This window comes from Janthinobacterium goodfellowi, from assembly GCF_051380695.1.
Classification (GTDB): Bacteria; Pseudomonadota; Gammaproteobacteria; order Burkholderiales; family Burkholderiaceae_D; genus Janthinobacterium.
In genome coordinates, this window is sequence record NZ_JBNYXN010000004.1 from 340,573 (window position 1) to 366,606 (window position 26,034).

Genomic DNA, 26,034 nt, shown 5'->3' on the forward strand with positions numbered 1-26,034 from the left:
GGCGCGGGTACATGCCCTTGCCGTCGCTTATATTCGGGTCCTGCGGACGGCAGCCGCACCCCGTGCCGGGGGGGCAGCTGCCGCCTACTGCTTAAATACTGCCTAGTTGGTCTTCGTGACCTTGCTCAGGTGACGCGGCGCATCCGGGTCCATGCCGCGCGCGGCCGACAGTTTTGCCGCCATCACGTAGAAGGACTGGATGGCGACGATCGGGTCGAGGTCCGGCGTGGCAGCGACGGGCAGGGTCAGGTCGCGTTCGGCCACGTCGGCGGGGGCCGCCAGCAAGACCTTGGCGCCACGGCCGCGCATCTCTGTTGCCAGTTGCAGCAGGCCGGCCTGGGTCGGGCCGCGCGTGGCGAAAATCAGCAGCGGGTAGCCGTCTTCGATCAGGGCCATCGGGCCATGCTTGATTTCGGCGCCGCTGAAGGCTTCGGCCTGCAGGGCCGAGGTTTCCTTGAATTTCAGGGCCGACTCCAGTGCCACGGGGAAGCTGATGCCGCGTCCCACGACCATGATGTTGCGCGCGGGCGCCAGCACGTCGATGGCGGGCGACCAGTCGACGCGGGTCGCTTCGAGCAGCGCCTCGGGCAGCGCTTCCAGGCCTCCCAGCAGCTCGGGATCGTTCTGCCACTGGGCCACCATGCGCGCGCCGGCGACCAGGCTGGTGATGAAGCTTTTCGTCGCGGCGACGCTTTGTTCCTTGCCGGCGCGCAGGGGCATGGCCCATTCGGCGGCGTGCGCCAGCGGCGACTCGATGTCGTTGACGAGGGCCACGGTGGTGGCGCCGCCGTCGCGGAAGTAACGGATCGGCTCGACCACGTCCGGGCTCTGGCCCGATTGCGAGATCGAGATGGCCAGGGTATCGCGCGTCACCAGCGGCGATTTGTTCAGCGTGACCAGCGACATCGGCAAGGATGCCACGACGCGGCCCAGGCGCGCCATGATCAGGTAGGCGACATAGTTGCAGGCGTGGTCCGAGCTGCCGCGCGCGATGGTCAGCGCGGTGGAGAACGAGGTGCTCCTCAATTTGCGGCCCAGTTCCGCGTAGCGTTCCGTGTCGCTGGCCAGTTGCAGGGCGACGCATTCGGCGGCGGAAACGGCTTCTTTAAGCATCATTGAGGTCACAGATTTCTCCTTCTATATAGACAGCTTTGAGTTTGAGATCGCGATCGAGTACCACCAGATCGGCGTAGGTGCCGGGGGCCAGCCGGCCGCGTTCTTCCAGGCCCAGGTAATCGGCGGCATTGGTCGACACGCGCTTGGACGCGTCGGCCAGGTCCAGTCCCAGTCCCACCAGGTTGCGCAGCGCCTGGTCCAGGGTCAGGGTGCTGCCCGCCAGGGTGCCGTCGGGCAGGCGCACGCCGCCCATGCATTTCTGCACGGCGTGGCGGCCCAGCATGTATTCGCCGTCCGGCATGCCGGTGGCGGCCGTCGAATCGGTGACGCAGTACAGGCGCGGGATGGCGCGCAGGGCCACCTTGATGGCGCCCGGATGCACGTGCAGCAGGTCGGGGATCAGTTCCGCGTATTCGGCGTGCGCCAGGGCGGCGCCGACCATGCCCGGCTCGCGGTGGTGCAGGCCGCTCATGGCGTTGAACAGGTGCGTGAACCCCATGGCGCCGTGTTCCAGCGCGGCCACGCCGTCTTCATAGGAACCGAGCGTGTGGCCGATCTGCACGCGCACGCCGGCGTCGGCCAGGGCGCGCACCAGGTCCAGGTGGCCAGCGATTTCCGGCGCCACGGTGATGACGCGCAGCTTGGCCAGCGTTTGCAGGCGTTCGATTTCGGCCAGCGTGGCGGCGCGCGCGTAGTTCGGCTGCGCCCCGAGCTTGCCGGAATTGATGTACGGGCCTTCCAGGTGGGCGCCCAGCACGCGCGCCGTGTTCGGGCGGCGGTGCTTGGCTGCGATGCCGATGGCCGTCAAGGCCATGTCGATGTCTTCCGGCGGCGCCGTCATGGTGGTGGCCAGCAGGCTGGTGGTGCCGTGGCGCGCATGGATGGCCGCGATGGTGTAGACGGCTTCGCCGCCTTCCATGATGTCCTTGCCGGCGCCGCCATGCACGTGCAGGTCGATAAAGCCGGGCAAAATATAATCGTCGCTGTTGCCCGACGGGTGAAGGGAATCGCCCGTGATGCTGTCGACTCTTTCGCCGAAGGCGATGGCGCCGTGGATCCAGCCGCCGGGGGTAAGGATATTGCCTTTGATAGTGCTGCTCATCTGCGCGACTCCGCTACGAATTCATAATAATCACTGCGGCAATACGAGTGGGTCAGTTCCACCGCTGCGCCGTTGTCGAGATAACTGACACGGGTGATGTGCAGCATGGCTTCACCCGTCTTGATATTGGCCAGCTTGGCCTGTTCCGCCGTGGCGTTGACGGCGCGGATATGCTGCAGCGCGCGCATCGGGATGGTGCCGCGCGACTCCAGGTAGCCGTACAGCGAATCGGTCACCTGCTGCGGGTCCGGCATGTACAGCGCGGGGATGGTGGTCGTTTCGATCGCCATCACCACTTCGTCGGCCGTGCGCAGGCGGCGCAGGCGCGCCACCGGCATGTGCGGCGACAGGCCCAGCGACAGCAGTTCCAGCGGCGCGGCCGAGCCGATGTCGCGCTGCAGCCAGCGCGAGCCGGCCGTGAAGCCCCGCTGGCGCAATTCTTCCGAAAAGCTTGTCAGGCGCGACAGCGGCTGTTCCAGCTTGGGCGTGATGTAGGTGCCCGAGCCGCGCTTGCGCGTCAGCATGCCCCGGTCGCACAGCATGTCGATGGCCTTGCGCGCCGTCACGCGCGAAATTTCGAGGATGTCCGACAGCACGCGCTCGGAAGGCAAGGCCTGATTGGCGCGCCAGTCGCCGCTGGCGATGCCATCCGACAGCATGTTCGCCAGCTGCATGTAGAGCGGCGTGTCGCTGGCGGGATTCGGTTTGAAGGCGGACAGTTTGGCCAGCATGTCATTGCTCCTGCAAGTGCTTGCGTATCAGGCGCAGGCCGCCCGCGGCCGAGTCGCCCTGTGCCGGCACGACCAGTTTCAGCAGTTCCGCCGGCAGGTAGGCGGACAAGGGCGCCGCCAGGCCGCCGCACAGGGCCACGGGCAAGGTGCCGGCCGGGTCGAGCGCCCTGGCGATGAGGGCGATCTGCTGGCCCGCGTCGACCAGGATGCTGCGCGCCACGGCATTGCTGGCCGCGTGTTCGAGCACCAGGCGCGCCAGTTGCGCGAAGGTGGTCTGGCTGGCGGCCGCCAGCCACACCTGCATGGCGTCGCGCTGGCCGCCGCAGGCGTCGATGACGGCCGTGGCGAAGGCGCTGCCGGGCACGCGCCCGTCAACCACTTGCTGCACGTGGTTGATGGCGCGCATGCCGATCCAGGCGCCGCCGGCTTCGTCGCCGGAGGGGAAGCCCCAGCCGCCCACTTCATGGCGGCTGCCGTCCGTGTGCAGCACTTCGCCCACGCTGCCCGTGCCGATGGCAACGATGGCGCCCGGCTGGCCCGCATGCGCGCCCAGCAGGGTGGTCAGGGCATCCGATTCGAGTGCGACGGCGGCATAGCCGGGATTGTGTTCGACGAAGCTGGCGGCCCACTGCTTGTTGTGCACGCCGGCCAGGCCCAGGCCGATGGCCATGCGCTGCAAGGAGGGTTGTTCCAGGCCGGCCGTGCGGAAGGCCAGGGTGACGGCATGCGCCACGGACGTCCACGCCCGTTCGATGCCCAGGCCCAGGCCGGATGGGCCGCTTTGTCCCTGTGCCAGTTCCTGGCCATCGAGGCGCGCCAGGCGTACGCGGGTACCGCTTCCCCCGCCGTCGACGCCGATTATGTATTCGATCATGGTATGCAGTCCCGCGTTTGGTTGAGTGCGCCTGTCTCGTTTCTTTTATTTGTCGGGCGGCGAAAAAGCTGAAGGCACTATATTGTCGCCTCGATGGCTTGTCAACAGGTATTTAAGTGGTATTAACAGATGCCTTGTACGGAGCCGCACCATACCCGGGATGTTTATTGCAAGCCATTGTTAGTAAAGGGTTTTTTTCGTTCCGTGAATGGTATTGAAATTGGCCTTGTTTAATGCCAATTTTTTCGAACTGGTCTGTTGTTGGCCGTGCGGTATTGCTTGTATGCATGCTTGGCAAGGGGCGCCATGAAGAGTAAAGTCCGCCTTTTACACCTGAGTTGGAAGAGCATGATGAACGACAAGGCAGCAAAGAGCGAGTACTGGGACGACTGGCAGCAAGAGGCGCTGGCCGCCGGTGTGTCGGCGCCGTTGGCCGCGCTGGGCATGGAAATGATGCGCACGCACCGCAAGAACCGCTGGCCGAAGGATTTCCTGGGCCGCGAAAGCGATGGCCCGGTCATGATCGAGATGTGCCTGGAAGATGAGGCGGAAACGGAATTGTTCTTTATCGAGAACCTGTATCCCTACGATGCGGCGCTGATCGAAAAGACGCGCCGCCGTCTGTGCCTGCATTGATAGTGCGCTGACGCGTGACTGGAACGGCCGCCTTGCGCGGCCGTTTTCACGTCAGGCACTGAATTTTTCGCTGCTGGCGCGCACGCGCATGCGCAGGCTCAGCAGCACGATGGCGACCAGCAGCAGCGACGGCGTGCTCGGTTCATACGGTGCCGGCGCGCGCGGGCTGGCCTCCGGCGACTGCAAGCTGGCCAGGCGCATGGCCAGGACGGCGGGCGCCGCCTGATAGGCGGCCAGCTGGATCGGCGGCGTGCCGGCCGCATGCGTGTTGCCAGCGGCCCAGAGCGACAGGGCCGCGCACAGCAAGATCATCTTTCTCATCATGTTCTGTATTTCTGCCGAGGGCTGTAAGTCGATCACACATGGCCCCGCCGTATGCCGGCCCATGTCCTGTCCCCAGTTTGTATGCTTTCCGGCCTTGCTTATGTTGCACCGAAATAATATCTTTTTATAAAGTTCGTGTATTAAAACATAATAAAATGAAAATGCAAACGTCTTTTTGCAAATAAGCGCATGCGCTGGCTGTGCTTGCCAGCCGGGATCTATTGCATGGGGGAAATGACGTGGCATTTTCATGGGGGAGTGTCATAATGGCCCAGGCATTTCCGCCCAGGCATGGAGTAGATGATGAGCAAGGCACAGGACAGCAAGAAGGAAGCCAAGAAAGAACCGGCCAAGACCATGAAGGAAAAGAAGGAAGCCAAGAAGGTCAAGAAAGAAGAGCGCAAGCGCTGATCATGCGCTTGCGCCGTTCATTGACGCGCCCGTGGCGTGCGCCGGCCCTGCTGGCGGCGTTCGCCCTGCTGGCCTGTGGCGTGCCCGTGTCCGGCGTGCTGGCGCAGCAAAAGCCGCCGCCGTCCACGTTCGGACAAGTGGTGGGCAATGCCGTGCTGTGCATCGACCAGATCGACAACAAGGCCTTTTATGCCTATCTGCTGACGGCTTTCGGCCCCGCCTACAAGCATGAAGGGGGCGCCTACTGGTTCCGCACGGACGCCACCTTGTGGGGCGCGCCGATTACCGACGTGATCGTCAGCGACGACACCAGCCCCCTCGTCTTCATGGGCGTGGTGGCGGACGCGACGCCGGAAAAGCTGGAGCCGGCCATCCGCGGCGCCTCGGGCCTGCGTTTCAATAAACTCGACAATTCCGCCTTTCCTGTCCGTGGTTCCGTGCCTGGCAGTAAAATCGTCTACTTCCGTAGCAAGGCGAAAGTGTATTGCGCCAAATACAAGCCGTTGCCGCCCGCCCGCACCCGCTGAGGGTCTCGGCTTGCCGCCGCGCATTTTGATCGTTTCATCCGCAGGGTCTCCATGTACACGCATTATTTCCAGCTCAAGCAATCGCCGTTTTCGATCGCCCCCGATCCGCGCTACCTGTTCATGAGCGAACGCCACCGCGAAGCGCTGGCGCATTTGCTGTATGGCGTGGGCAGCGGCGGCGGCTTCGTGCTGCTGACGGGAGAAATCGGCGCCGGCAAGACCACCGTGTGCCGCTGCTTCATGGAGCAGATTCCGGAAAACTGCCAGCTCGCGTATATCTTCAATCCAAAACTGTCGGTAGAGGAATTGCTGCTGTCGATCTGCGAGGAATTCCGCATCGCCCTGGCGCCCGGCGTGGCCAGCGTGAAAGGCTATGTCGACGCCATCAATGCGCACCTGCTGGCCAGCCATGCGCAGGGCAAGAACAATGTGCTGATCATCGATGAAGCGCAAAACCTGTCCGCCGCCGTGCTCGAACAATTGCGTCTGCTGACCAACCTGGAGACGAGCGAGCGCAAGCTGCTGCAGATTATCCTTATCGGCCAGCCGGAATTGCGCGCCATGCTGGCGCGGCCCGAGCTGGAGCAGCTGGCGCAGCGCGTGATCGCCCGGTATCACCTCGGTTCGCTGACGGCCGGGGAAACGGCCAGCTATATCCGCCACCGCCTGGCCGTGGCGGGCAGCTCGGCGCAGACGCCGTTTGCGCCGCGCCTGATGGCGCACATCCATGCCTTGAGTAAAGGCGTGCCGCGCCGCATCAACCTGCTGTGCGACCGCGCGCTGCTGGGCGCCTACGTGGAAAACCAGCCGCAGGTGACGCGCCAGATACTGCGCCGCGCCGCCGAGGAAGTGTTTGCGGAAGAGGGAAAACCGGTTGCCGGACGGGGCTTGCGCTGGCCGCACGTGGCCGGCGGCGTGCTGGCCGGTGCGCTGGTCACGGCTGCGCTGGCCTGGCATTTCATGCCGCGCGCGCCTGCCACAGTGGCCGTGGCGAAAGCACCCGCCGTGGTGGCGCCGGCGGCGCCTGTTGCCGCACCTGTCCCTGCGCCCGCGCCCGTCAGCGTGCCGGACCGCAACGCCGTGCTGCGCCAGCTGGCTGGCCTGTGGGGCGAGCAGTTGCCGGCCGGCGACGCCTGCCAGGCGGGCGCCCGCGCCGGCCTGCGCTGCCTGCACAGCCGGGGCGGCATCGCCGAGCTGCGCGTGCTGGACCGTCCCGCCATGCTGGCCTTGCGCAATGCGGGTGGCACGGAACAGCTGGCGCTGCTGACGCGTCTGCAGGAGGATACCGCCACCTTGATGCTCGACGGCCAACAGCAAAGCTTGCCGCTGGCCCAGCTGGCGCAGCGCAGCGATGGCAGTTTCACGACCTTCTGGCGCGCCCCGCGCAGCTGGCGCGACGAAGTGCCGCTGGGAGCGCGCGGCGCCGACGTGGACTGGCTGGCGCAGCGGCTGGCGCAACAGCGGGGCTTGCCGGCGCCGGCCGCCAATCTGCCGCTCGATGCCGAGATGCAAAGCCAGCTGCGCGCCTTCCAGCAAAGCCAGAACCTGCGGGCCGACGGCCTGGCGGGCCCGAAAACGTATATACGCCTGATGCAGCTCGGTGACAACGCGGAGCCGCGCCTGAGCAGCGCAGTTCCTGCCGTGGCAGCGCCCGCTGCGACGGCGATGGTGGCGGGGAAATAAGATGTCCTACATACTTGAAGCACTGAAAAAATCGCAGGCCGAGCGCCAGCTGGGTGAGTTGCCGTCGATTCACGCACCGCAAGTGCAGCTGCACGATGGCGCATCGTCCGGCGCGGCGCGTCGCGCGCCCGTCTGGCTGGCGCTGGGCGGCGTGACGCTGGCCGTGGCTGCCGCGTTGCTGCTGTGGCAGCCTTGGCAGGCAGCGGCCACGGTGCCTGCGCCTGCGCTTGCACCTGCCGTGCTGGCCCAGGCGGTGCCCGCACCTGCTCCGGCAGTGGTTCCCGCGCCTGTGGCGGCCCCCGTCACGCAGGCCGTACCTGTGCCGCCGGCGGCCACCGCTGCGCCCGTGCACCATGCCAGGCCCGTGGCGGAACCCCCGCAGGAGAGGCCTGGCCAGGCCGCGCCGCCGCCCGTGGCGGCTCCGGCTCCTGCGCCGGCCGTGCCCACGCCGGCGGGCGAGGAAAGCGTGCCCGGCATGCGCGACTTGCCCGAGCCGATACAGCGGCAAATCCCGCCGATTGCCATCGGCGGCTATATCTACTCGAAAAATCCGGCCGATCGTTTATTGTTGATCGACAAGGTCTTGCGCCACGAAGGCGAGGAGCTGGCGCCCGGCCTGGTGCTGGAAAAGCTGCAGCCGAAGGCGGCCATCTTCAGTTTCAAGGGCTACCGCTACCGCGTGCCATATTGAGTTGTTGTGCATCAAGGCTGGGCCGCCATAGCTGAACCATACTGGCCTGGCTTGGTCGAACCAGGGTCGCTGCGCCCGTGTGCGCGGCTGGGGAGGTCCCATGATTGCTGCTGCCGGTGAGGGTGTGCTTGATGCGGATGCGCCGGGAAACCTGGCGCGCATCGACCATATCGTCGTGCTGATGATGGAAAACCGCTCGTTCGACCACATGCTCGGCTACCTGAGCCTGGAAGGCGGGCGCGCCGACATCGACGGCTTGCAGGCCAGCCATGCCAACGTGCATGCGGGCGTGCGCTATCCCGTGCACCATTTGCGGCGCACGGCCTTTGGCCCGCAGCAAGACCCGTCGCATACGGGCCTGTCGGTGGCGCAGCAATTGCAAAACAATAATGGCGGCTTCGTCGACGACTATGCGCAAACGCATCCGGGCGATCCCGACATCGACCTGGTGATGGGTTACTATAATGCGGCCGACTTGCCCATGTACGATTTCCTGGCGCAGCAGTTCTGCGTCTGCGACCGCTGCTACAGCTCCGTGCCGGGCGCCACCTGGCCCAACCGCTTGTATGCGATCAGCGGCAAGGCGGCCGGCAGCAAGGACAGCAAGCGTGTCCCCCTGTATGCCAATAAATCCTTCGTGCGCCACCTGGACCGCGCCCAGGTCGGCTGGAAATTTTATTCCGCCTGGAAACCCTGGAGCCTGGCGCTGACGGATGACCATTACCGCTCGTCCGAGCTGTACGAACCGTTCGGCTCCAGCGCGCGCCGCTATGGCTTCATCGGCGACGCGCTGGCGGGCACCTTGCCCCCGGTCAGCTGGATCGATCCGCATTTCTTTGAAAACGACGACCACCCGCCGGCCGATATCCGCGCCGGCCAGGCGCTGGTGGCGCAGGTCTACCAGGCCCTGTCGCGCGGTCCCGCCTGGGCGCGCACCTTGCTGATCCTCAGCTATGACGAACACGGGGGCTTTTTCGACCATGTGCCGCCGCCCGCCGCCGCCGACGACGACCCCGCGTTTCGCCGGTACGGCGTGCGCGTGCCCATGCTGCTGGTGTCGCCGCTGATCGCGCCGGGCAGCGTCAGCCACGAGGTGGTCGACCATACATCGATCATCAAAACCATCCTGCAGCGCTTTTGCCGCGCCGCCGATGGCAGCTTGCCCCAGATGGGCGCGCGCGTGGCGGCCGCCAAAGGCCTGGGCGCCGTGCTGACCCTGGCGCAGGCCCGCGCGGCGCCCGTCGTGCCCGCTACGGTGCCGGCGCAGCGGGCCGCCTGGGAGGCGGATGGGCGGGCGCAGGATTTCGCCCCGCTGGCGCCTGCTTTCTCGTCTGATGGCGAGCTGGCCGCCACTCCCTTCCAGTCCGATGCCGAGGCGGGCACGATCGCCGCGCACCGGCAATTGGCGCGCACGGCCAGGAATGCGCAGGCGCTCAATAGCAAAACGGCGAACAAAACGCTGAGCAAAACGGCGGCCAAGATGGAAGGCCAGACAGCGCCGAAGCCGGCAGGGCGGCGTCCGCGGCAGGGCGGCAAGCCGGTGCCCGCCGGTGCGGGGAATGGCGGGAAATCCGGCGGCGCTTGACCTGTGCGATGGTCTGGGCAATGCCAGGCGCTGGCGCCCGTGGTGCTGCGTATAATCATTCCTTCTCAATCAAGGAGTGACCATGCACGATGCGATGCCCGCCCACCCGGTACTGGGTGTGATCGGCCGTTCCGGTAGCGGCAAGACGACCCTGCTGGAATTTGTGGTGAAGGAACTGGCGGCGCGCGGCTTGCGCGTCAACTTGGTCAAGCACAGCCACCATGACCTGGCGCTGGAGCCGCCGCAAAAGGATAGCGCCCGCCTGCGTCTGGCGGGGGCGGCGGAAGTGCTGGTGGCGTCGCCGTACCGTTTTGCCATCGTGCACGAGCTGCGCGGCGCGCCCGAACCGAGCCTGGCGCAGCAATTGGCCCGCATGGGGCCGGCAGACCTGACCCTGGTGGAGGGCTTCAAGACGGACCCCATCCCCAAGCTGGAAGTATTCCGCCCGGAAGTGGGGCAGGCGCCTTTGTATCCGCATGATCCGCACGTGATTGCCGTCGCCTCCGACAGTCCGGCACCGGCCGACTTGCGCGAGGGCGTGCAATGGCTGGACTTGAATGCGCGCGAGCACGTGCTGGCCTGGTTGCTGCTGCAGTTGGAAAATAAGCTGGAAAAATAAGTTAAAGGTTTGCCGGCGGCATCCGTTAACAAGGGTAGAACCTCATTGGAGAAACGTATGGACGTCGGAAGCATTGCTCAACTGTCAACCACGATGGCGGAGACAGGCACGCGGCAAGCTGTCGGCTTGACTGTCCTGAAAAAAGCCCAGGATATCCAAAGCTCGACCGCCACTGCCTTGCTGGCAGCGCTGCCACCGGTACAGTCGGCGCCGAGTCTGCCGGCTCACCTCGGCAACCGCATCAACACGACAGCCTGAGCGCAGTCCTGCGGCGCCAGTCCGGCGCCCGCCATCGCTACGCCCACACCACCGTCATCGACGGTGGCGAGTGGGCGTTTTTGTTTGCTGCCTTCCGCCTTCCTTTCGCCTTGCTCGCCGCTTCAGCCAAGTTGACTGATTGACCATGGTTCGCCATGGCGCGGCCGATTCAGTAAAATGACGCCCATCACCTCGCGTTGCCCATCGTGCAGCCTGGGGCGTGCCGTCAGGACTTACCGATTACTTTGACCCATGCAAGAGGATTCTCCATGAACAAACGTCAAGCTCTCATCGCCGCCGCCCTCGCGGGCCTTTGCGCCGGCGCCACCGTCAATGCGGCTGCGCACGATGGTCCCGCCCCCGGCGACAAGGAAAAATGCTATGGCGTGGCCAAGGCAGGGCAGAACGATTGCGCCTCGTCCGATGGCGCGCATTCCTGCGCGGGCCAGGCGGAGGCGGACAACCTGCCCACGGAATGGACGTATGTAGCCAAGGGCACGTGCGAACAGGCGGGCGGTTCCGTCAAGCCCATCAAGGCCGGCAAGGCTGCCAAGCCGGCCACGCAGCCGTAAGCGTCCACCGCCTGCCCATGCCGCCGCCCATTCAGGCGCTTGCCGGCGTCGGCCTGCGCGCCGCGCACTACCGCGATTTCCTGGCGCGCCGGCCCCAGGTCGGCTGGCTGGAAGTGCACACTGAAAATTATCTGCAGCCGTCGGGCTGGGATAGTCATGTGCTGCAGACCTTGCGCCAGGATTACCCCATCAGCCTGCATGGCGTGGGACTGGGCCTCGGTTCCGCGCAGGGCTTTTCCGAGACCCATTTGCAGCGCGTGCGCGCCGTGGTCGAGCGCATCGAGCCAGCCCTCGTGTCGGAGCACTTGTGCTGGGGCGCCCTGGCACAGCAGCAACTCAATGATCTGTTGCCGCTGGCCTTGAATAGCGCGGCCCTGGATCTGCTGTGCGTCAGAGTGGGGAGGGTGCAGGATGTGCTGAAAAGGCCGATCTTGCTGGAGAATGTCTCCACTTACCTGCGTTTTGCCGACGATGCCATGAGCGAGGCGCAATTCCTGGCGGAACTGGCACGCCGCAGCGGTTGCGGGCTGCTGCTCGATATCAATAATCTTTATGTGAACCAGTGCAATCACGGCGAAGATGCCTTGGCGGCCATGCAGTCCATCGCGCCGGGCAGCGTGGGCGAACTGCACCTGGGCGGCCATCTGCTGACGCCGCACGCCGTGATCGATCACCATGGCGCCACCGTGGCCGATCCCGTCTGGGCGTTGTATGCGGCCGCCTTGCAGCGCTTTGGCGCCATTCCCACCCTGGTCGAATGGGATACGGATGTGCCGCCGCTCGATATCCTGCTGGGCGAAGCGGACAAGGCGCAAGCCATGCTGGCGCGCCATGCGCCGCAAACGCCATGGCAGGGAGCGGCGCTGCCGGCCCCGCCGCCACCCGCATCGCCAGACGCGCTGGCGGCAAGCCAGCAAGCGTTTGCCACGGCCTTGCTCGATACGGCGGCAACATTGCCGGCGTTCGCGGGAGAGGCGGTGGCGCAGCGTTTTTCACTGTACCGCGGCAATATGAGCGCCACCTGGCGCCGCACGCTGGCGCACGCCTATCCCGTCGTGCTGGCGCTGGTGGGCGAGGATTTCTTTGGCGGCCTGGCGCGTGCATACGGCCGGAAGATGCCATCCGATAGCGCCGATTTGAACCAGTTTGGCGTCCGTTTCGCCGATTTTCTCGCTGCGTTCCCTCCTGTGGATGAGTTGCCTTACCTGCCGGACATGGCGCGCCTGGAATGGGCCGTGCACCTGGCCCATTACGCCGCCGACGCGCAGGGCCTGGCGCCCGAGACGCTGGCCGCCCTGCACCCCGATCAGCTGGAAGCGCGCCGTTTTACCCTGCATCCCGCTTGCGCCTTGCTGGCGTCGCGCTGGCAGGTGGCGGCACTGTGGCACGCGCATCAGGATGGGGAAGGGCAGCGGGTATTTCCGCAAGATATGCAGGTGGCCAGCCATGCACTGGTCTGCCGGACGCGCTGGAAGGCGCAAGTGCTGGTAGTGGATGCGGCCGCGCATGCGGCGTTGGTGGCATTGCAGCAGGGGCAGACGTTTGGCGCCGCGCTCGATGCGGCGTTCGAGCTGGACCCGGCATTCGACCTGGCCGCGCACTTGCGCCAGTGGCTGGCGCATGCGGTGTTGACGGCGTAAGTACTTATTCGAAGGCCCGCAGCACGCGCGCTTCGCCCGTCTGGTCGCGGTACAGCGCGTTCGCGGCCAGGGTGGCGTCCATCATGCGCGTGACTTGCTCTTCTTCAAAGCGGGCCAGTTCGGCGGTGGCCGCGACGAGGGCCAGTTGCAGCCTGGCGCGCGCGCTCTGGTACAGGCTGCTGGTGTATTTGTCTGTGTTGCGCAGCAATTCTTCCGCGTTCTCTATTACCTGGCGCAAGTCGCCGATCAGGCGTTCCTGGCTGCGCGTACCTTGTTCGGGATGGTCCATGGCGCTTCCCTTCTGCAATCGATATTTATCTGACAATAACGACGTGTTGCAGCTTGATCCAGGCAGCCGGGCTGGCAGGGGTGCTGGCTGGACGCATGGGGCCGCTTTCGCGCCCCATGCCGGGGTCAGACAGGAGCGACGACCGTGATACGGATATCGCCCACGCTGACGACCTGGCCGGCGCGGATCTTGGCGGTCTTGCGCAATTCCTTCTTGCCATCGACCTTCACCACGCCGCTATCGACCATGACCTTGCCTGCGCCACCGCTGTCGCACAAGCCGACCAGCTTCAATAGCTGGTTCAGCTCGACGAACTCGGATGTTAAATCAAAGCTTACTTTTTGCATTGTATCCCTTATTGCAACGATGTGTTTTCAACACTTAATGACGACCTCAACTAATCCATAGTTTACCTGAAGCCGCCAGCAATGCAGGGTGTAAGTCAGCTTTTGTTGGGCCGCGTCATCTCCAGCGGCACGATCCATGCGCTGAATTGCTCTTCCGTTACATAACCCAGGGCCAGTGCCGCTTGCTTCAGGGTCGTGCCTTCATGCTGGGCCTGCTTGGCGATTTGCGCCGCCTTGTCATAGCCGATGTGCGGCGCCAGCGCCGTGACCAGCATCAATGAGCGTTCCATCAGTTCGGCGATGCGACCACGGTTCGGCGCGATGCCGTGCGCGCAATGCGCGTCGAAGCTGCGCATGCCGTCGCCGAGCAGGCGCGCGCTTTGCAGGAAGTTGTGCGCAATCAAGGGCTTGAAGACGTTCAGCTCAAAATTGCCCGAGGCGCCGCCCACCGTGATGGCCACGTCGTTGCCGAACACCTGGCAGCACAGCATGGTCAGCGCTTCGCACTGGGTGGGATTGACCTTGCCCGGCATGATGGAGCTGCCCGGCTCGTTTTCGGGGATGGTGATTTCGCCGAGGCCCGAACGGGGGCCGGACGCCATCCAGCGCACGTCGTTGGCGATTTTCATCAGGGCCGTGGCCAGGGTTTTGAAAGCGCCATGCGCGGCGACCAAGGCATCGTGGGCGGCCAGCGCGGCAAACTTGTTGCTGGCCGTTTCGAAAGGCTGTCCCGTCAGGCGCGCCAGTTCGGCGGCGATGCGGCCGGCAAATTCCACGTGGGCATTCAAGCCCGTGCCCACGGCCGTGCCGCCGGCGGCCAGCTGCAGCAGCGGCGGCAACGCTGCCGTGATGATGTGCTCGGCGAAGTCCAGCTGCGCCACGTAGCCGGAAAATTCCTGGCCCAGGGTCAGCGGCGTGGCATCCTGCAAATGGGTGCGGCCGATCTTGACGATGTCGGCAAATTCCGTGGCTTTCGCATCCAGAGTGGCGCGCAGCTGGCGCAGCGGCGGCAAGACCGTGTTGGCGACGGCCAGCGCGGCCGCCACGTGGATGGCGGTGGGGAAAATGTCGTTCGAGGACTGGCCCAGGTTGACGTCGTCGTTCGGGTGCAGCAGGCGCTCGGCGCCCCGCAAGCCGCCGATCAGCTCGGAGCCGCGGTTGGCCAGCACTTCGTTCATGTTCATATTGCTTTGCGTGCCGGACCCCGTCTGCCAGACAGCCAGCGGGAATTCTGCATCATGCTTGCCGGCCAGCACTTCGTCGGCCGCCTGCGTGATGGCGATGGCTTTCTTGCCATCCAGTAATCCCAGGTCCAGGTTGACGTGGGCGGCCGCGCGCTTGACGGTGGCCAGGGCGGCGATCAGTTCGGGCGGCATCTTTTCCGTAGAGATATGGAAGTGCTCGAGCGAGCGCTGCGTTTGCGCTCCCCATAGCCGGTCGGCGGGTACGTCGATCGGGCCGAAACTGTCGCGTTCGATTCTGCTACTCATGGCATCCCTTTCATCGATGGAGGTGGATCGAGTGTACTCCAGGCGCAAAAAAGGCACAGGATGATGCTGTATTGCATCATTTTTGCCCTGACCCATCTATATTTTTGCGATTTCCTGCCGTTAAAGACAGGCGAGTCCCCATTATTTATCCTGTTATCAAAGCGATCAGTCCATGCAGAGCAGTATCCTTCCCCGTTGGTCCCTGATCGCGTGCGCCGCCGCCAGCCTGGCCTTGCCGCCCGTCATGGCGGCCGAACTGGGCGAGATGGCGGTGCAGTCGCACGTGGGCCAGCCTCTGCTGGCCGAGCTCGAACTGACGGCCCTGGCGCCCGATGAGGTCAACGGCGTGGCCGTGCGCCTGGCCTCGCCCGATGTGTACCGGGGCGGCGGCATCGGCATGGACCCGGCGCTGCAAACCTTGACGATCAGCCCGTTTGAGCGCGGTGGACGCCACTATGTGCGCGTGGCCACGCGGCAAGCGATCCAGGCGGGCCATGTGCACCTGTATTTATTGCTGGGTAATGGCAATGGCGCCATCGTGCGCCTGGGCACCTTGTGGCTGACGCCGGCGCCGCCCGCCGCCGTGCCCGTCAGTGCGCCAGCCAGGCCAGCTATTCCGGTGCCCGCGCCTGTCTCCACGCCTGTGCCGTTGCCACGCGCCGTATCCGTCGCGCCGTCGCCCGACGCCGCCGCGCTGGCGGCCCGCGCGCGGGCCGAGGGCCTCGTGCGTCCGGCGCGCGTGTTCGTGCCGCCGCCCGCCGCACCCAAACTGGCCGCCCCGGCGCTGCCGCGCCGCGCCGCGGCGCCCGTGGCCGCCTGTGCGCCGCAGGCGGATGCGGGGCAGGCGGCAGCGTGCATGGCGCTGGACGAGAAAAATACGGCCCTGAATGAAAAGCTCGGCGAGCTGGAAGGCAAGATCGGCGTCTTGCAACAGGCGCTGGCCTTGCCCGCCGCCGCCGTGCCGCCCGCTGCCGCGCCAGCCGTGGCGGAAGCGCCCCATGCCAAGCCCAAACCCCTGCATGCGGCGCCGGCAGCCGACAAGGAAAAGAAATCGGGCGGCAGCGGCTTGCTGTGGCTCGGCATCGGCACGCTGGCTTTCCTGCTGCTGACGGCGTTCATCGTGTATGCCGTACGCAAGCGCAGGCAAGCGGCGGAGCCGGGTGCGCCGTCGAAATACTGGGTCTTGCTGCGCAAGCCGTTCGGCCGCAGGAAGAAGGATGTGCCCGTGCTGACGGAGGCGGTGGAGGAGGAAGCGGCCGCGCCGGAAGCGGAGCCGTTCTCGCGTTAATGCTGTTGCAAGGCCGCTCTATAATTTGATATAAAAAAAGATATTAAAAAAATACATGGAAACGCTTGCCAATCACGTTGCCTATTTTTTAAAGATGGTGATATGATTAATTCAGTGGACTTGCTCTACGACAAAACAGCCCCAGCCTGGCGCAGTCACCAACGATAGTGTGGCGCGGTAAACCAGGTGTAGCGTTGCATAAACGCCTGGGTCTGGAAGCGGTTTGCGATGCCGACGATGTGCTCGCGAACGCCGGATGCAACCGGCAGCGAGGCGACGCCAGGAGATACCTGGGGCTCGCCTTCCACATTCCCCACCTTGCTTTTTGAGCGCCGCAGATGGCGCGCTCGATGTCAGGGTGATAGACGTAAAAAAAGCACCCGCGGGTGCTTTTGTCGTTTCTGGCGCGGCAAGCTTCTTACATGCGGGCGCGCGAACCTGGCATGGCGTTCGACAGCTGCGTCATCCATGGTTCCGTGATGGCGCGGATTTCGCGGTCATTGGCCAGGATTTGCTTGAGCAAGTCGATCTTGCGCAGGCGCGAGGCGCCGGCCAGGGCAGGTACCTTGCCCGCCATGGTTGCGCTGGCGGCGCTGGCGCACTGGTTTTCCAGGGCATCCAAGTCATTCCAGTCGCTCGAACGTGCGGCCACGACCATTTTATTGGTCATTCCTGCAATATTTTCATACATCGAGAGAACGTCGTTGGAGGTCATGAGCACACCCGTAACTAGTGAATGGATTACCGCTTGTCTAGATTAACGGCGGGTCCAACGGGAACTTGAGGGTGTTTTTGAAAAAAAAGTGAAAATAATTTGGGCGTTTTCTGGCTGGCCGTCGGCATCGTCCGCAAACCCCCATGGATGCCGGGGTGGCGCTGTCGGCAGCGGTGGAATTATTTGACGAGTTCTTCCAGTCCGGCACTCAGTTCGGCCGGCGGCGGCATCCTGTCGACCAGCACGGACGGCGGCAAGCCGAGCGCTTCGGCCACCTCGTTGGGATAGCAGGCGATGATTTCTTCATTGCTCAAGGTATTTTCCTCGATGCGCGCGCGCCAGGCGGCCAGGTGGATGATGGCGGCCAGGCGGTTCAACGGTGGCTTGGCCAGCGGATCGGGAAAGGCGGCGATGGCCTCGGCAAAGGCGGGCGGAAACTTCCAGCGGCGCGCCAGTTCGGCGCCCACCTGCGCATAATCGTAGCCCAGCGATACCCGTTCCGCGTCGAGCCGGCGCGCGTCGAGCGGCGGGGCAATCTTGTCGAGCTGCATGGCTTGCTCGGGCATGGCGGCGTGGATCACCAGTTGCCCGATCGCATGCATCATGCCGATGGTGAATGCCAGGTCCTGGTTGTCGCCCGTCTGCTTCGCGATCCAGCGGGCCGACACGGCGCTGTGCAGACTGTAGCGCCAGAATTGCGGCAAATGCAGGCCCGGCACGGCCTTGAAACCGCTGACCAGGGCCGAGCTGATGACGAGCGTGCGCACGGTCACAAAACCGAGCATCAGCACGGCGTCTTCCACCGTGCCGATGCTGCGCGAGACGTGGTAATAGGCCGAGTTGGCCAGCCGCAGCAGCTTGGCGCTCAAGGCCGGGTCCGCTCCCAGCTGGCGCGCGATGTCTTCGGTGGCGATGGCGGGGTTGTCGAAACTGCGCACCAGTTCATCGACGATCTTCGGGGCGGCAGGCAGGGCGTGGGGATGCTGGAACAGCGCTTCCAGTTGCATGGCAATCTCCTTGGCGTTCGCGCGGTACGGCGTGCACTCGTGCAACTATATGCCGATTTTTTTGTCCGCATGCAAAAAAGTTAGGGGACGGTTTTTCACCTAAAAAGGCAGGGTTTTCAGGGTATGATTTTGGCTATTACATCGAAAGGATCGCCATGCACGGTTTGCGTTTTTCCTGGTCCCGGACGCCAGTCCAGGCTGCCATCATCCTCGCCCTGGCCGGCGTCTCGCTGACCGGTTTGCCTGCCCAGGCGCATGGCCAGCAAGCGGCCGCCAGCGCCGGCGTCCCCGCTGCCGCGAAGGCCTTGCCCGGCGACGACTTCTACGATTACGTGAATGGCGACTGGCTGCGCAGCACGGAGATTCCCGCCGACCGCAGCAGCTGGGGCTCGTTCGCCATCCTCGCCAACGCCACCAACGAGCGCATCATCGGCCTTGTCGAAGGTCTGGCGGCGGCGCCACAGGCCGATGCATCGGCGCGCCAGGTCAGCGATTTTTACCGCTCCTGGATGGATGAAGCGGCTATCGAAGCGAAAGGCTGGGCGCCGATCAAGCCGCTGCTCAAGAAGATCGATGGCATACGCGACCGGGCGGGGCTGGCCCGCGCGCTGGGCGAGAGCCTGCGCGCCGACGTCGATCCGCTCAATTCCACCAATTTTTATACGGAAAACCTGTTCGGCCTGTGGGTGGCGCAAGACTTGAACGACACCACGCGCAATGTGGCCTACCTGCTGCAGGGCGGACTGGGCTTGCCCGACCGCGCGTTCTATCAGAGCGACAGCGCGCGCATGCAGGGCTTGCGCGCGGGCTACCAGGCGCATATCGCCGCCATGCTCCAGCAGGCCGGCTACCGCGATGCGCCGGCCCGCGCCGCGCGCGTGTTTGCGCTGGAACAGCAAATTGCCGCCAGTCACGCCAGCCGCGAGGATTCGGCCGATGTGGCCAAGGGCAACAACGCCTGGCGCGCCGCCGACTTCGCCAGCAAGGCGCCGGGGCTCGACTGGAAAGTGTTCTTCCAGGCGGCAGGGCTGGGCCAGCAGACGGATTTCATCGTCTGGCATCCGACGGCCATGACGGGCAGCGCCGCCCTGGTGGCAAGCGTGCCGCTGACCACCTGGAAAGATTTCCTCGCCTTCCACGCGATCAACCATTTCAGCACCATCTTGCCGAAGGCGGCCGCCGACCAGCGCTTCGCCTTCTATGGCAGCGTCCTGAGCGGTACGCCGCAGCAGTCGCTGCGCAGCAAGCGGGCGCTGGCCGCGACGAATGCGGCCCTCAGCGACGCCGTCGGCAAGCTGTACGTGGAACGCTATTTCCCGCCTGAATCGAAAGCCCGCGTGCAAGACATGGTGACGAATATCGTCGCCGCCTTCTCGCGCCGCATCGACAAGCTGGACTGGATGGCGCCGGCCACCAAGGCGCAGGCGCAGGAAAAACTCAAGACCCTGTATGTGGGCGTGGGCTACCCGGAACGCTGGGAAAACTATGCGGGCTTGCGCGTGGTGCGCGGCGATGCGCTGGGCAATGTGCAGCGGGCGGAACAGTTTCATTACCGGCAGGAACTGGCCAAGCTGGGTCAGTCGCCCGACCGCAAGGCCTGGGCCATGCCGGCGCAGCTGGTCAACGCCGTCAACCTGCCGCTGCAAAATGCGCTCAATTTTCCCGCCGCCATCCTGCAGCCGCCATTCTTTGACCCGCAAGCATCCGATGCGGCCAACTATGGCGGCATCGGCGCCACCATCGGCCATGAGATCAGCCATAGCTTCGACGACCAGGGCGCCCAGTTCGACGCCCAGGGCAAGCTGCGCGACTGGTGGACGCCGGCCGACCTGGCGCATTTCCAGGCGGCATCCAAGCAATTGGTGGAACAGTTCGCGGCCTACAAACCGTTCCCCGACCTGGCCGTGAATGGCCAGCTGACCCTGAGCGAAAACCTGGCCGACCTGGCCGGCGTGGCGGCCGCGCATGACGCGTTCACCCTGTCGCAGCAGGGCAAGCCGGCGCAGCCCGCGGCGGACCGCGAATTCTTCATCGGCTATGGCGTCAGCTGGCGCAGCAAGGCGCGCGAAGCGGCGGCGCGCCAGCAAATCCTCACGGATGGCCATGCGCCGGCGCAATACCGCGCCGCCACCGTGCGCAACCTCGACGCCTGGTATCCGGCCTTCGACGTCCAGCCGGGGCAGCAGCTGTACCTGGCACCGGAACAGCGCGTGCGCGTCTGGTAGTCATTGACGGTGCCGGACGCGCAGCGCGCCGGCACCGTAAAATGGCGTGATTACAGATTGGAGCGCCATGAAGCCAACCCCGCAAGATCCCATCCACGCCATCACGGGCCGCACCCTGGCCCATTACGACGCCAGCGCCGAGCAGTTTTTCGAAGGCACGCGCGACCACGACGTCAGCCAGAATATCGGCGCGCTGCTGAACGCCATCGGCAAGCCGGCGCCGCTGGCCATCCTCGACCTGGGCTGCGGCCCCGGCCGCGACCTGAAGGCGTTCACGGCCCTGGGCCACCACGCGACGGGCGTCGATGGCTGCCCCCGTTTCGTCGAGATGGCGCGCGCCTACAGCGGCTGCACCGTGTGGCAGCAGGATTTCGTCGACCTCGACCTGCCGGCTGCGCACTTCGACGGCGTGTTCGCCAATGCCGTGTTGTTCCACGTGCCCAGCGCCGCCTTGCCCGGCGTGCTGCGCGCTTTGTACGCGTGCCTGAAACCGGGCGGCGTGCTGTTCAGCTCGAATCCGCGCGGGCAGAACCAGGAAGGCTGGAATGGCGCGCGCTACGGCAGCTACCACGACGAAGCGAGCTGGGCCGCGTACGTGCAGGCGGCCGGTTTTACCCTCGTCGAGCAGTACTACCGTCCACCGGGCTTGCCGCGCGAACAGCAGCCGTGGCTGGCCACCGTGTGGCGCAAGCCAGCCTGATGGATGCATTTTGTATGAATTTGGGCATGTGTTAGGAACCGTACATAGTTTTTGCGGCCTCGGGCGTACTATGGATACATCGACACGCAGCAAGCAGTTGCAACAGCGTGTGAGCCGCAGTACCGGTCCTTTGGGGCTGGACAACAGATGTACCAACTACAGTGAGGATCCATCATGAACAAAGATCAAGTCGAAGGTAAACTGAAGGAAGTCGGCGGTAAAATCCAGGAAGCCGCTGGCAAAGTCGTCGGCAGCGAAGAACAGCAAGCCAAGGGCCTGGCAAACCAGGTCGAAGGCAAAGTGCAGAAGAAGGTCGGCGACGTCAAGGATGCGGTCGAGACCGTTACGCGCAAACCTTAAGCTGACGTACGCTCAATAAAAAAACCGCCGCCTGTCGCGAGACAGGCGGCGGTTTTTATTTGTGGGCGCGCTTTACTTCGCTACGCCCAGGTTTTGCTTGAAGAACAGCTCGATTTTCTTGTACACGTGGCGCTGGCCCGCGCGCGACGAGATGCCGTGCTTGGCGCCCGGATATGTCATCAGGTCGAACTGCACGCCGCGGTTGACCAGCGCGTCGATCAGTCGCGTGCTGTTGCTGAACAAGACGTTGTCGTCGGCCATGCCATGCACCAGCAGCAGCGGCGACTTCAGGCCGTCGAGGTGGGCGAACACGGTGCTGGCCTTGTAGCCGTCCACGTTTTCCTTCGGCATGCCGAGGAATTGCTCCGTGTAATGGGTGTCGTACAGCGACCAGTCGGTCACGGGCGCCACCGACACGCCCATGGCGATCTTGTCCGATGCCGCCGACAGCAAACGCAGGGTCATGAAACCGCCGTAGCTCCAGCCGAACACGCCGATGCGTTTAGGATCGACGAAGCTTTGCTTGCCCAGCCAGGCTATGCCCACCAGCTGGTCGGCCACTTCGGCCGCGCCCAGGTTGTGATAGATGGCGTCCGTGAAGGCGCGCTCGCGGCGCGACGAGCCCCGGTTATCGAGGCGGAAGACGACAAAACCCTGCTGCGCCATGTACTGGTCGAAGTTGTTGCCCCAGCGGCGCGCCACGTGCTGCGAGTGCGGGCCGCCGTACGTCGACAGGTAGACGGGATAGCGCTTGCCCGCGTCGAAGTTCGACGGTTTCACCAGCGAGTAGTGCAAGGTCTGGCCATCGTTGGCCTTCAGGGTGCCGTACTCCGTCGGCAGGTGGTCGGCCTTGTACTTGAAGTAGGGATGGCTGGCGTTGAGCGCATTTTCTTCCAGCCAGCCCACCATGGCGCCGTCCGGGCGGCGGATGCTCACTTGCGGCGGCGTGGCCGGGTCGGAATACGTGTCGACGAAGACTTCGCCATTGCGCGAGAACGTCGTGTCGTGCCAGCCATCCGCTTTCGTCACGCGCTGCGGCTTGTCGGCCGTGCTGCCGTCGAGGGCCAGGGCGTAGGTCTGCTTGTCGATCACGGCGTCGCGGTTCGACGACACGAACACTTTACCGGTTTTCTGGTTCACGGCCAGCACGCTGTCGATGCCCCACTCGCCGGACGTGACGGGGTGCAGCAGCTTGCCGCTCATGTCGTACAGGTACAGATGGTTGCGGCCCGTGCGCTCGGACGACCACAGGAAGGTGCCGTTCGACAGGAAGCGCAGGTCGTCATGGATGCTGACCCAGGTCTTGGACGTTTCCGTCAGCAAGGTGCGCTGCGCCAGGGTGGCCGCGTCGACGGCGACCAGGTCGAGCGTCTTCTGGTCGCGCGACTGGCGCTGGTAGACGAGCGACTTGCTGTCCGCGCTCCAGTCGGCGCGCACCAGGTAGATGTCCGGGTTCGTGCCCAGGTCCACCTGGCGCTGCGCGCCCGTTTCCGGCGAGACGATCAGCAGTTGCACCAGCACGTTCGGGTCGCCCGCGGCCGGGTAGCGCTGTTCCACGACATCGGTGCGGTCGGCGAAGATTTCAAAGCGGCGCACGACGGGCACGGGCGCTTCGTCATAGCGTTTATAGGCGATGGCGGAATCGTCGGGTGCCCAGTAGTAGCCGGTGCGCTGGCCCATTTCTTCCTGCGCCACGAATTCGGCTTCGCCGTTGCGGATCGTGCCCTTGCCGTCGGTGGTCAGCTGGCGTTCCTTGTCCGTCTTGAGGTCGATCACATGGATGTTCTGGTCGCGCACGAACGATACGTAGCGGCCTTTCGGCGAGATTTTCGGATCGAGCACATTGCCCTTGGCGACCAGGCGTGCCTTGTCCGGGTGGGCTGCATCGACCAGGTACAGATTGCCCGCCAGCGGCACCAGCAGCTGCTTGCCGTCCGGCGACCAGCTGTAGCTGAGAATGCCGTTCAGGCTGGCCGTGCGCTCGCGTTCGCGGCGCGCCTGCTCTTCGGGCGAAATCGTTTCATTCGGCACCAGCGCCTTGGAGTCGACCAGGCGGTGCGTGCTCTTGTCCTTCAGCTTGAATTCCCACAGGTCGAGCTGGAACTGGTTGTCGGCGCGGCCGCGCAGGAACGTGACGCGCTCGCCGTCGGGCGAGACCTTCAGGTTGCGCACGCCGGGGCCGGCCAGCGCCGGATCGGCGTGGATGCGTTCCAGGGTCAGCTTTTCAGCCGATGCGGGAACGCTGGCCATCGCGGCCAGAAAACAAAGAATAAAACGCATGGATGTCTCGGTAGTTGGAAGAAGAAGGGCACTGCATGTACAGGCGAGCTTGAGCGTTGCCTAAGCGTAAGACGATACCAGAGCGTGCCTGTTTATGCGATAGCGCCGGCCACGGAATAAACCGTTCATGGCCGTATTTCCTTCGTCAAAAATGTCCAGCAGCCGCCCATTCCATGGCGCTTTGCCCCGTTCAGGCCAATATCGTGCCTGCGATCACGGTCAGGCATGCGCCGCCTATCCAGGCGTGGCCGGCGCGGAAAGTCACGGACACGCGGCCGTCGCGCTGCAGGCAGGTACCCTGGCGCACCGTGTAGTCGGCGCCCGCCAGCAGCTGCGCGATGCAGGCATTGGCGCTGCCCGTGACGGGGTCTTCCACCAGCGCGCCGTGTTCGCTGAGCAGCGCGCGCACTTCGTAGTCGGCCGGCCCGCCGGCGGCGTGCGGGCCATACAGCGCCAGGCCGTCGGCGCCGGCGGCGGCCAGCAATGGCGTCAGCGCGGCGATGTCGGCGCGCACGGCCAGGCAGGTGGCGGCGCTTGCCAGCGGCACGCACAGCCAGCGGATGCCCATGTCGGCGACGGTGGCGCCAGCGGTCGCCGCGCCCCCCAGCCCTGTTTGCAGCAGCGGCAGCAGATCCGGGGCCAGCGTGCGCGTGGTGCAGGGCGGCGCCTGGAATGCCAGCACGCCGCCGGCGCCGCGTTCTATCTGCACCAGGCCGACGCCGCATTCCTGCACGATGCGCGCCCCCTTGGGCTGCATGCCCGCATCGAGCAGGGCGTGCGCCGTACCTAGGGTCGGGTGGCCGGCGAACGGGAATTCCATCTCGGGCGAAAAGATCCGCACGCGGTAATCGGCTGCCGGGTCGCGCGGCGCCAGCACGAAGGTGGTTTCCGACAGGCCCGTCCAGCGCGCGATGGCCTGCATCTGCGCCGCATCGAGGCCATTCGCGTCCAGCACCACGGCCAGCGGATTGCCGAGGAACGGCACGCTGCTGAAGACATCGACTTGCCTGAAGGGGCGTTGTTGCATGGCGGCTTCCTTGTTGGCTTATCGGGCTGCGCGCAGGCGCTGCAGCGACAAACGGTTCAGATACCAGGTCAGCAGCACGGCGGCCACCGTCAAGCCCGTGACGAGGCCGATCCAGAAACCGGCGGCGGCCATCGGTTCGGCCGGCGACCAGATGAAGCCTTGCGGCGCCAGGCCCAGCACATAGCCGATCGGCAGCGAGAAGCCCCAGAAGGCCAGCAGCTGGATCAGCATCGGCTGGCGCGTCACCTTGTAGCCGCGGATGGCGCAGGAAGTGGCCACCTGCGTGGCGTCGGACAGCTGGAACAGGGCGGCGAACAGCAGCAGCTGCGCGCACAGTTCCTGCACCTGCGGGTCGGACGTGTAGGCTTGCGCAATCTGGTGGCGGAAGATGGTGATGACGGCGGCCGAGACGATGGCCGCCGTCAGCGACATGGCCACGCCCACCCACGAAATGAAGCGGGCCTTGCGCAGATTGGCTTCGCCCACGGCGTGGCCCACGCGCGTGACCAGCGCGATGCCGAAGGTGAGCGGCACCATGAAGACGACGGACGAGAAATTGAGGGCGATCTGGTGCGCCGACACCTGGATCACGCCGAAGCGCGCCACCAGCAGGCTGATGACGCCAAAGGCGCTCACCTCGGCAAAGTAGGTCACGCCGATGGGCAGGCCCAGGCGCAGCATGGGACCGATCGACGACAGTTGCGGCCATTCCCAGTGCGTGAACGGATACGTGGCGTGATAGGCGGGCGCGATCCGGATCCACGCCAGCATGGCCAGCAGCATCATCCACACGCAGCAGGTGGTGGCCACGGCGCAGCCCACGCCGCCCAGTTTCGGCATGCCCCAGTGGCCGTAGATCAGCAGGTAGTTGACGAAAATATTCAGCGCCAGCGCGGCCAGCGCGATCACCATCACGGGCTTGGTCTGGTTGATGCTGGTGCTGTAGCCGTACAGCGCGCGGTAGGCGGCGAACGGCGGCAGCGCGCAGCTGATGATGTGCACGAACAGCTTGGCCTTGGATGCCACGGCGGGTTCGAGCATCAGGTGGTCGAACACCAGCGCCGCCATGTTCGTCAGCAGGCAAGCCACCAGGCCGACGAGCAGTGCCTTCCACAGCGACTGGCGCACGATGTGCGGCACCCGGTCGTGGCGCGCGGCGCCGATTTCATGCGCCACCAGGGTATTGATCGCCATCATGATGCCGCTCACGGTGACGAGCACGATGGACCAGATGGCCGCGCCCAGCGATACGGCCGCCAGTTCCTCGGGATTCGTATGCCCCGTCATCGCCACGTCGGCCGCGCCCATGCCGACGGTGGCCAGCTGGCCGATCAGGATGGGCCAGGCCAGCTTCCACAGCGACGAGACTTCATTGCGGATGGCGGGCAGGGTGAACGAGGTAGTGTGTGGCATGGGCGGCAAGCTTGACTAAACACAAGATTCTACCGGCATTCGCCGTGCTTGTCCGACGCGGCGCCCCGGGGGCCGGCCCGGCACGGTAATCATTTGTTACAGCTAAGTGGGCCAGTCGCGGATA

General features: G+C 65.0%; 26 protein-coding genes. 13 read left to right on the forward strand and 13 right to left on the reverse strand.

The features are described 5' to 3' along the window. Window positions 1-102 precede the first annotated feature (102 nt). The 4 genes from ACQ4WQ_RS17455 to ACQ4WQ_RS17470 are packed head-to-tail and all read right to left on the reverse strand — an operon-like array spanning window position 103 to window position 3,823. Window positions 103-1,116, reverse strand: a complete 1,014-nt coding sequence (locus tag ACQ4WQ_RS17455; RefSeq protein WP_076567337.1) for an SIS domain-containing protein — start codon at window positions 1,114-1,116, stop codon at window positions 103-105. Further along, the gene (gene nagA, locus ACQ4WQ_RS17460; RefSeq protein WP_326459602.1) at window positions 1,106-2,218 is read right to left on the reverse strand and encodes an N-acetylglucosamine-6-phosphate deacetylase; all 1,113 of its coding nucleotides are present in this window, start codon (window positions 2,216-2,218) and stop codon (window positions 1,106-1,108) included. The genes ACQ4WQ_RS17455 and nagA overlap by 11 nt, the downstream gene beginning before the upstream one ends. Then, window positions 2,215-2,949, reverse strand: a complete 735-nt coding sequence (locus ACQ4WQ_RS17465; protein WP_052140116.1) for a GntR family transcriptional regulator — start codon at window positions 2,947-2,949, stop codon at window positions 2,215-2,217. Before ACQ4WQ_RS17465 ends, nagA begins: the two co-directional genes overlap by 4 nt. A gap of 1 nt (window position 2,950) precedes the next feature. After that, complete coding sequence (locus ACQ4WQ_RS17470) at window positions 2,951-3,823, reverse strand: glucosamine kinase nucleotide-binding domain-containing protein (RefSeq protein ID WP_436498745.1); 873 nt, start codon at window positions 3,821-3,823, stop codon at window positions 2,951-2,953. 348 nt (window positions 3,824-4,171) lie between these two features. Here ACQ4WQ_RS17470 and ACQ4WQ_RS17475 point away from each other — a divergent pair, with 348 nt between their 5' ends. Next, entirely contained in the window at window positions 4,172-4,459 is a 288-nt protein-coding gene (locus ACQ4WQ_RS17475; RefSeq protein WP_034759823.1) for a hypothetical protein, read from the forward strand. Window positions 4,460-4,510: 51 nt separating this feature from the next. On the opposite strand, the gene ACQ4WQ_RS17480 is transcribed toward ACQ4WQ_RS17475, so the two are convergent. Then, window positions 4,511-4,783: a hypothetical protein gene (locus tag ACQ4WQ_RS17480; RefSeq protein ID WP_436498747.1), complete on the reverse strand. Its 273-nt coding sequence runs from the start codon at window positions 4,781-4,783 to the stop codon at window positions 4,511-4,513. Between the two features lie 413 nt (window positions 4,784-5,196). Between ACQ4WQ_RS17480 and ACQ4WQ_RS17485 the strand changes: the two genes are divergently transcribed. The 8 genes from ACQ4WQ_RS17485 to bufB all read left to right on the forward strand — a co-directional run bounded on the left by ACQ4WQ_RS17485 (window position 5,197) and on the right by bufB (window position 12,769). Beyond that, entirely contained in the window at window positions 5,197-5,721 is a 525-nt protein-coding gene (locus ACQ4WQ_RS17485) for a hypothetical protein (protein WP_436498749.1), read from the forward strand. 51 nt (window positions 5,722-5,772) lie between these two features. Further along, window positions 5,773-7,404 carry an ExeA family protein gene (locus tag ACQ4WQ_RS17490; RefSeq protein WP_436498751.1) on the forward strand — a complete coding sequence of 544 codons (1,632 nt, stop codon included), beginning with the start codon at window positions 5,773-5,775 and terminating at the stop codon, window positions 7,402-7,404. A gap of 1 nt (window position 7,405) precedes the next feature. After that, the gene (locus ACQ4WQ_RS17495; protein ID WP_436498753.1) at window positions 7,406-8,095 is read left to right on the forward strand and encodes a general secretion pathway protein GspB; all 690 of its coding nucleotides are present in this window, start codon (window positions 7,406-7,408) and stop codon (window positions 8,093-8,095) included. 100 nt (window positions 8,096-8,195) lie between these two features. Further along, window positions 8,196-9,680 carry an alkaline phosphatase family protein gene (locus ACQ4WQ_RS17500; RefSeq protein WP_436498755.1) on the forward strand — a complete coding sequence of 495 codons (1,485 nt, stop codon included), beginning with the start codon at window positions 8,196-8,198 and terminating at the stop codon, window positions 9,678-9,680. Window positions 9,681-9,762: 82 nt separating this feature from the next. Continuing rightward, complete coding sequence (gene mobB, locus ACQ4WQ_RS17505; protein WP_116743428.1) at window positions 9,763-10,299, forward strand: molybdopterin-guanine dinucleotide biosynthesis protein B; 537 nt, start codon at window positions 9,763-9,765, stop codon at window positions 10,297-10,299. Between the two features lie 57 nt (window positions 10,300-10,356). Further along, the gene (locus tag ACQ4WQ_RS17510) at window positions 10,357-10,557 is read left to right on the forward strand and encodes a YjfB family protein (protein WP_034781856.1); all 201 of its coding nucleotides are present in this window, start codon (window positions 10,357-10,359) and stop codon (window positions 10,555-10,557) included. A gap of 269 nt (window positions 10,558-10,826) precedes the next feature. After that, the gene (locus ACQ4WQ_RS17515) at window positions 10,827-11,129 is read left to right on the forward strand and encodes a BufA1 family periplasmic bufferin-type metallophore (RefSeq protein ID WP_436498758.1); all 303 of its coding nucleotides are present in this window, start codon (window positions 10,827-10,829) and stop codon (window positions 11,127-11,129) included. A 17-nt stretch (window positions 11,130-11,146) separates the two neighbouring features. After that, the gene (gene bufB / locus ACQ4WQ_RS17520; protein ID WP_436498760.1) at window positions 11,147-12,769 is read left to right on the forward strand and encodes an MNIO family bufferin maturase; all 1,623 of its coding nucleotides are present in this window, start codon (window positions 11,147-11,149) and stop codon (window positions 12,767-12,769) included. Window positions 12,770-12,773: 4 nt separating this feature from the next. Here the strand turns inward: bufB and ACQ4WQ_RS17525 are convergent, their stop codons facing one another. The 3 genes from ACQ4WQ_RS17525 to fumC all read right to left on the reverse strand — a co-directional run bounded on the left by ACQ4WQ_RS17525 (window position 12,774) and on the right by fumC (window position 14,895). After that, a complete protein-coding gene (locus ACQ4WQ_RS17525; RefSeq protein WP_326459592.1) occupies window positions 12,774-13,058 on the reverse strand; it encodes a hypothetical protein in 285 nt (94 codons plus the stop codon). A 125-nt stretch (window positions 13,059-13,183) separates the two neighbouring features. Next, entirely contained in the window at window positions 13,184-13,405 is a 222-nt protein-coding gene (locus tag ACQ4WQ_RS17530; RefSeq protein ID WP_035825476.1) for an RNA-binding S4 domain-containing protein, read from the reverse strand. Window positions 13,406-13,500: 95 nt separating this feature from the next. After that, complete coding sequence (gene fumC, locus ACQ4WQ_RS17535) at window positions 13,501-14,895, reverse strand: class II fumarate hydratase (protein ID WP_436498762.1); 1,395 nt, start codon at window positions 14,893-14,895, stop codon at window positions 13,501-13,503. Between the two features lie 172 nt (window positions 14,896-15,067). Between fumC and ACQ4WQ_RS17540 the strand changes: the two genes are divergently transcribed. Next, window positions 15,068-16,183 (forward strand): type IV pilus assembly protein FimV, encoded by a 1,116-nt coding sequence (locus ACQ4WQ_RS17540; protein ID WP_436498764.1) that lies wholly within the window; start codon window positions 15,068-15,070, stop codon window positions 16,181-16,183. Window positions 16,184-16,601: 418 nt separating this feature from the next. On the opposite strand, the gene ACQ4WQ_RS17545 is transcribed toward ACQ4WQ_RS17540, so the two are convergent. Together ACQ4WQ_RS17545 and ACQ4WQ_RS17550 are read right to left on the reverse strand one after the other, a co-directional pair. Continuing rightward, window positions 16,602-16,898 (reverse strand): flagellar protein FliT, encoded by a 297-nt coding sequence (locus ACQ4WQ_RS17545; RefSeq protein ID WP_475417442.1) that lies wholly within the window; start codon window positions 16,896-16,898, stop codon window positions 16,602-16,604. A 179-nt stretch (window positions 16,899-17,077) separates the two neighbouring features. Further along, on the reverse strand, window positions 17,078-17,905 hold the full coding sequence (locus tag ACQ4WQ_RS17550; protein ID WP_436498766.1) for an HDOD domain-containing protein: 828 nt from the start codon (window positions 17,903-17,905) through the stop codon (window positions 17,078-17,080). A gap of 155 nt (window positions 17,906-18,060) precedes the next feature. Here ACQ4WQ_RS17550 and ACQ4WQ_RS17555 point away from each other — a divergent pair, with 155 nt between their 5' ends. From ACQ4WQ_RS17555 to ACQ4WQ_RS17565, 3 genes are all read left to right on the forward strand, one after another. After that, entirely contained in the window at window positions 18,061-20,130 is a 2,070-nt protein-coding gene (locus tag ACQ4WQ_RS17555) for a M13 family metallopeptidase (RefSeq protein WP_436498768.1), read from the forward strand. A gap of 67 nt (window positions 20,131-20,197) precedes the next feature. Further along, the gene (locus tag ACQ4WQ_RS17560) at window positions 20,198-20,830 is read left to right on the forward strand and encodes a class I SAM-dependent methyltransferase (RefSeq protein WP_436498770.1); all 633 of its coding nucleotides are present in this window, start codon (window positions 20,198-20,200) and stop codon (window positions 20,828-20,830) included. 174 nt (window positions 20,831-21,004) lie between these two features. After that, window positions 21,005-21,190: a CsbD family protein gene (locus ACQ4WQ_RS17565; protein WP_034759763.1), complete on the forward strand. Its 186-nt coding sequence runs from the start codon at window positions 21,005-21,007 to the stop codon at window positions 21,188-21,190. A gap of 72 nt (window positions 21,191-21,262) precedes the next feature. Here ACQ4WQ_RS17565 and ACQ4WQ_RS17570 read toward each other — a convergent pair whose 3' ends face one another. From ACQ4WQ_RS17570 to ACQ4WQ_RS17580, 3 genes are all read right to left on the reverse strand, one after another. Continuing rightward, on the reverse strand, window positions 21,263-23,470 hold the full coding sequence (locus tag ACQ4WQ_RS17570) for a S9 family peptidase (RefSeq protein ID WP_436498772.1): 2,208 nt from the start codon (window positions 23,468-23,470) through the stop codon (window positions 21,263-21,265). A gap of 190 nt (window positions 23,471-23,660) precedes the next feature. Further along, complete coding sequence (locus ACQ4WQ_RS17575) at window positions 23,661-24,497, reverse strand: PhzF family phenazine biosynthesis protein (protein ID WP_436498774.1); 837 nt, start codon at window positions 24,495-24,497, stop codon at window positions 23,661-23,663. Window positions 24,498-24,515: 18 nt separating this feature from the next. Next, window positions 24,516-25,910 carry an MATE family efflux transporter gene (locus ACQ4WQ_RS17580; RefSeq protein WP_436498776.1) on the reverse strand — a complete coding sequence of 465 codons (1,395 nt, stop codon included), beginning with the start codon at window positions 25,908-25,910 and terminating at the stop codon, window positions 24,516-24,518. Window positions 25,911-26,034 lie beyond the last annotated feature (124 nt).

Bases quoted from the DNA above. Each gene is read 5' to 3' on its own strand.
- ACQ4WQ_RS17455 (WP_076567337.1), bottom strand. From the start codon at position 1,116: ATGATGCTTAAAGAAGCCGTTTCCGCCGCCGAATGCGTCGCCCTGCAA.
- nagA (WP_326459602.1), bottom strand. From the start codon at position 2,218: ATGAGCAGCACTATCAAAGGCAATATCCTTACCCCCGGCGGCTGGATC.
- ACQ4WQ_RS17465 (WP_052140116.1), bottom strand. From the start codon at position 2,949: ATGCTGGCCAAACTGTCCGCCTTCAAACCGAATCCCGCCAGCGACACG.
- ACQ4WQ_RS17470 (WP_436498745.1), bottom strand. From the start codon at position 3,823: ATGATCGAATACATAATCGGCGTCGACGGCGGGGGAAGCGGTACCCGC.
- ACQ4WQ_RS17475 (WP_034759823.1), top strand. From the start codon at position 4,172: ATGATGAACGACAAGGCAGCAAAGAGCGAGTACTGGGACGACTGGCAG.
- ACQ4WQ_RS17480 (WP_436498747.1), bottom strand. From the start codon at position 4,783: ATGATGAGAAAGATGATCTTGCTGTGCGCGGCCCTGTCGCTCTGGGCC.
- ACQ4WQ_RS17485 (WP_436498749.1), top strand. From the start codon at position 5,197: ATGCGCTTGCGCCGTTCATTGACGCGCCCGTGGCGTGCGCCGGCCCTG.
- ACQ4WQ_RS17490 (WP_436498751.1), top strand. From the start codon at position 5,773: ATGTACACGCATTATTTCCAGCTCAAGCAATCGCCGTTTTCGATCGCC.
- ACQ4WQ_RS17495 (WP_436498753.1), top strand. From the start codon at position 7,406: ATGTCCTACATACTTGAAGCACTGAAAAAATCGCAGGCCGAGCGCCAG.
- ACQ4WQ_RS17500 (WP_436498755.1), top strand. From the start codon at position 8,196: ATGATTGCTGCTGCCGGTGAGGGTGTGCTTGATGCGGATGCGCCGGGA.
- mobB (WP_116743428.1), top strand. From the start codon at position 9,763: ATGCACGATGCGATGCCCGCCCACCCGGTACTGGGTGTGATCGGCCGT.
- ACQ4WQ_RS17510 (WP_034781856.1), top strand. From the start codon at position 10,357: ATGGACGTCGGAAGCATTGCTCAACTGTCAACCACGATGGCGGAGACA.
- ACQ4WQ_RS17515 (WP_436498758.1), top strand. From the start codon at position 10,827: ATGAACAAACGTCAAGCTCTCATCGCCGCCGCCCTCGCGGGCCTTTGC.
- bufB (WP_436498760.1), top strand. From the start codon at position 11,147: ATGCCGCCGCCCATTCAGGCGCTTGCCGGCGTCGGCCTGCGCGCCGCG.
- ACQ4WQ_RS17525 (WP_326459592.1), bottom strand. From the start codon at position 13,058: ATGGACCATCCCGAACAAGGTACGCGCAGCCAGGAACGCCTGATCGGC.
- ACQ4WQ_RS17530 (WP_035825476.1), bottom strand. From the start codon at position 13,405: ATGCAAAAAGTAAGCTTTGATTTAACATCCGAGTTCGTCGAGCTGAAC.
- fumC (WP_436498762.1), bottom strand. From the start codon at position 14,895: ATGAGTAGCAGAATCGAACGCGACAGTTTCGGCCCGATCGACGTACCC.
- ACQ4WQ_RS17540 (WP_436498764.1), top strand. From the start codon at position 15,068: ATGCAGAGCAGTATCCTTCCCCGTTGGTCCCTGATCGCGTGCGCCGCC.
- ACQ4WQ_RS17545 (WP_475417442.1), bottom strand. From the start codon at position 16,898: ATGACCTCCAACGACGTTCTCTCGATGTATGAAAATATTGCAGGAATG.
- ACQ4WQ_RS17550 (WP_436498766.1), bottom strand. From the start codon at position 17,905: ATGCAACTGGAAGCGCTGTTCCAGCATCCCCACGCCCTGCCTGCCGCC.
- ACQ4WQ_RS17555 (WP_436498768.1), top strand. From the start codon at position 18,061: ATGCACGGTTTGCGTTTTTCCTGGTCCCGGACGCCAGTCCAGGCTGCC.
- ACQ4WQ_RS17560 (WP_436498770.1), top strand. From the start codon at position 20,198: ATGAAGCCAACCCCGCAAGATCCCATCCACGCCATCACGGGCCGCACC.
- ACQ4WQ_RS17565 (WP_034759763.1), top strand. From the start codon at position 21,005: ATGAACAAAGATCAAGTCGAAGGTAAACTGAAGGAAGTCGGCGGTAAA.
- ACQ4WQ_RS17570 (WP_436498772.1), bottom strand. From the start codon at position 23,470: ATGCGTTTTATTCTTTGTTTTCTGGCCGCGATGGCCAGCGTTCCCGCA.
- ACQ4WQ_RS17575 (WP_436498774.1), bottom strand. From the start codon at position 24,497: ATGCAACAACGCCCCTTCAGGCAAGTCGATGTCTTCAGCAGCGTGCCG.
- ACQ4WQ_RS17580 (WP_436498776.1), bottom strand. From the start codon at position 25,910: ATGCCACACACTACCTCGTTCACCCTGCCCGCCATCCGCAATGAAGTC.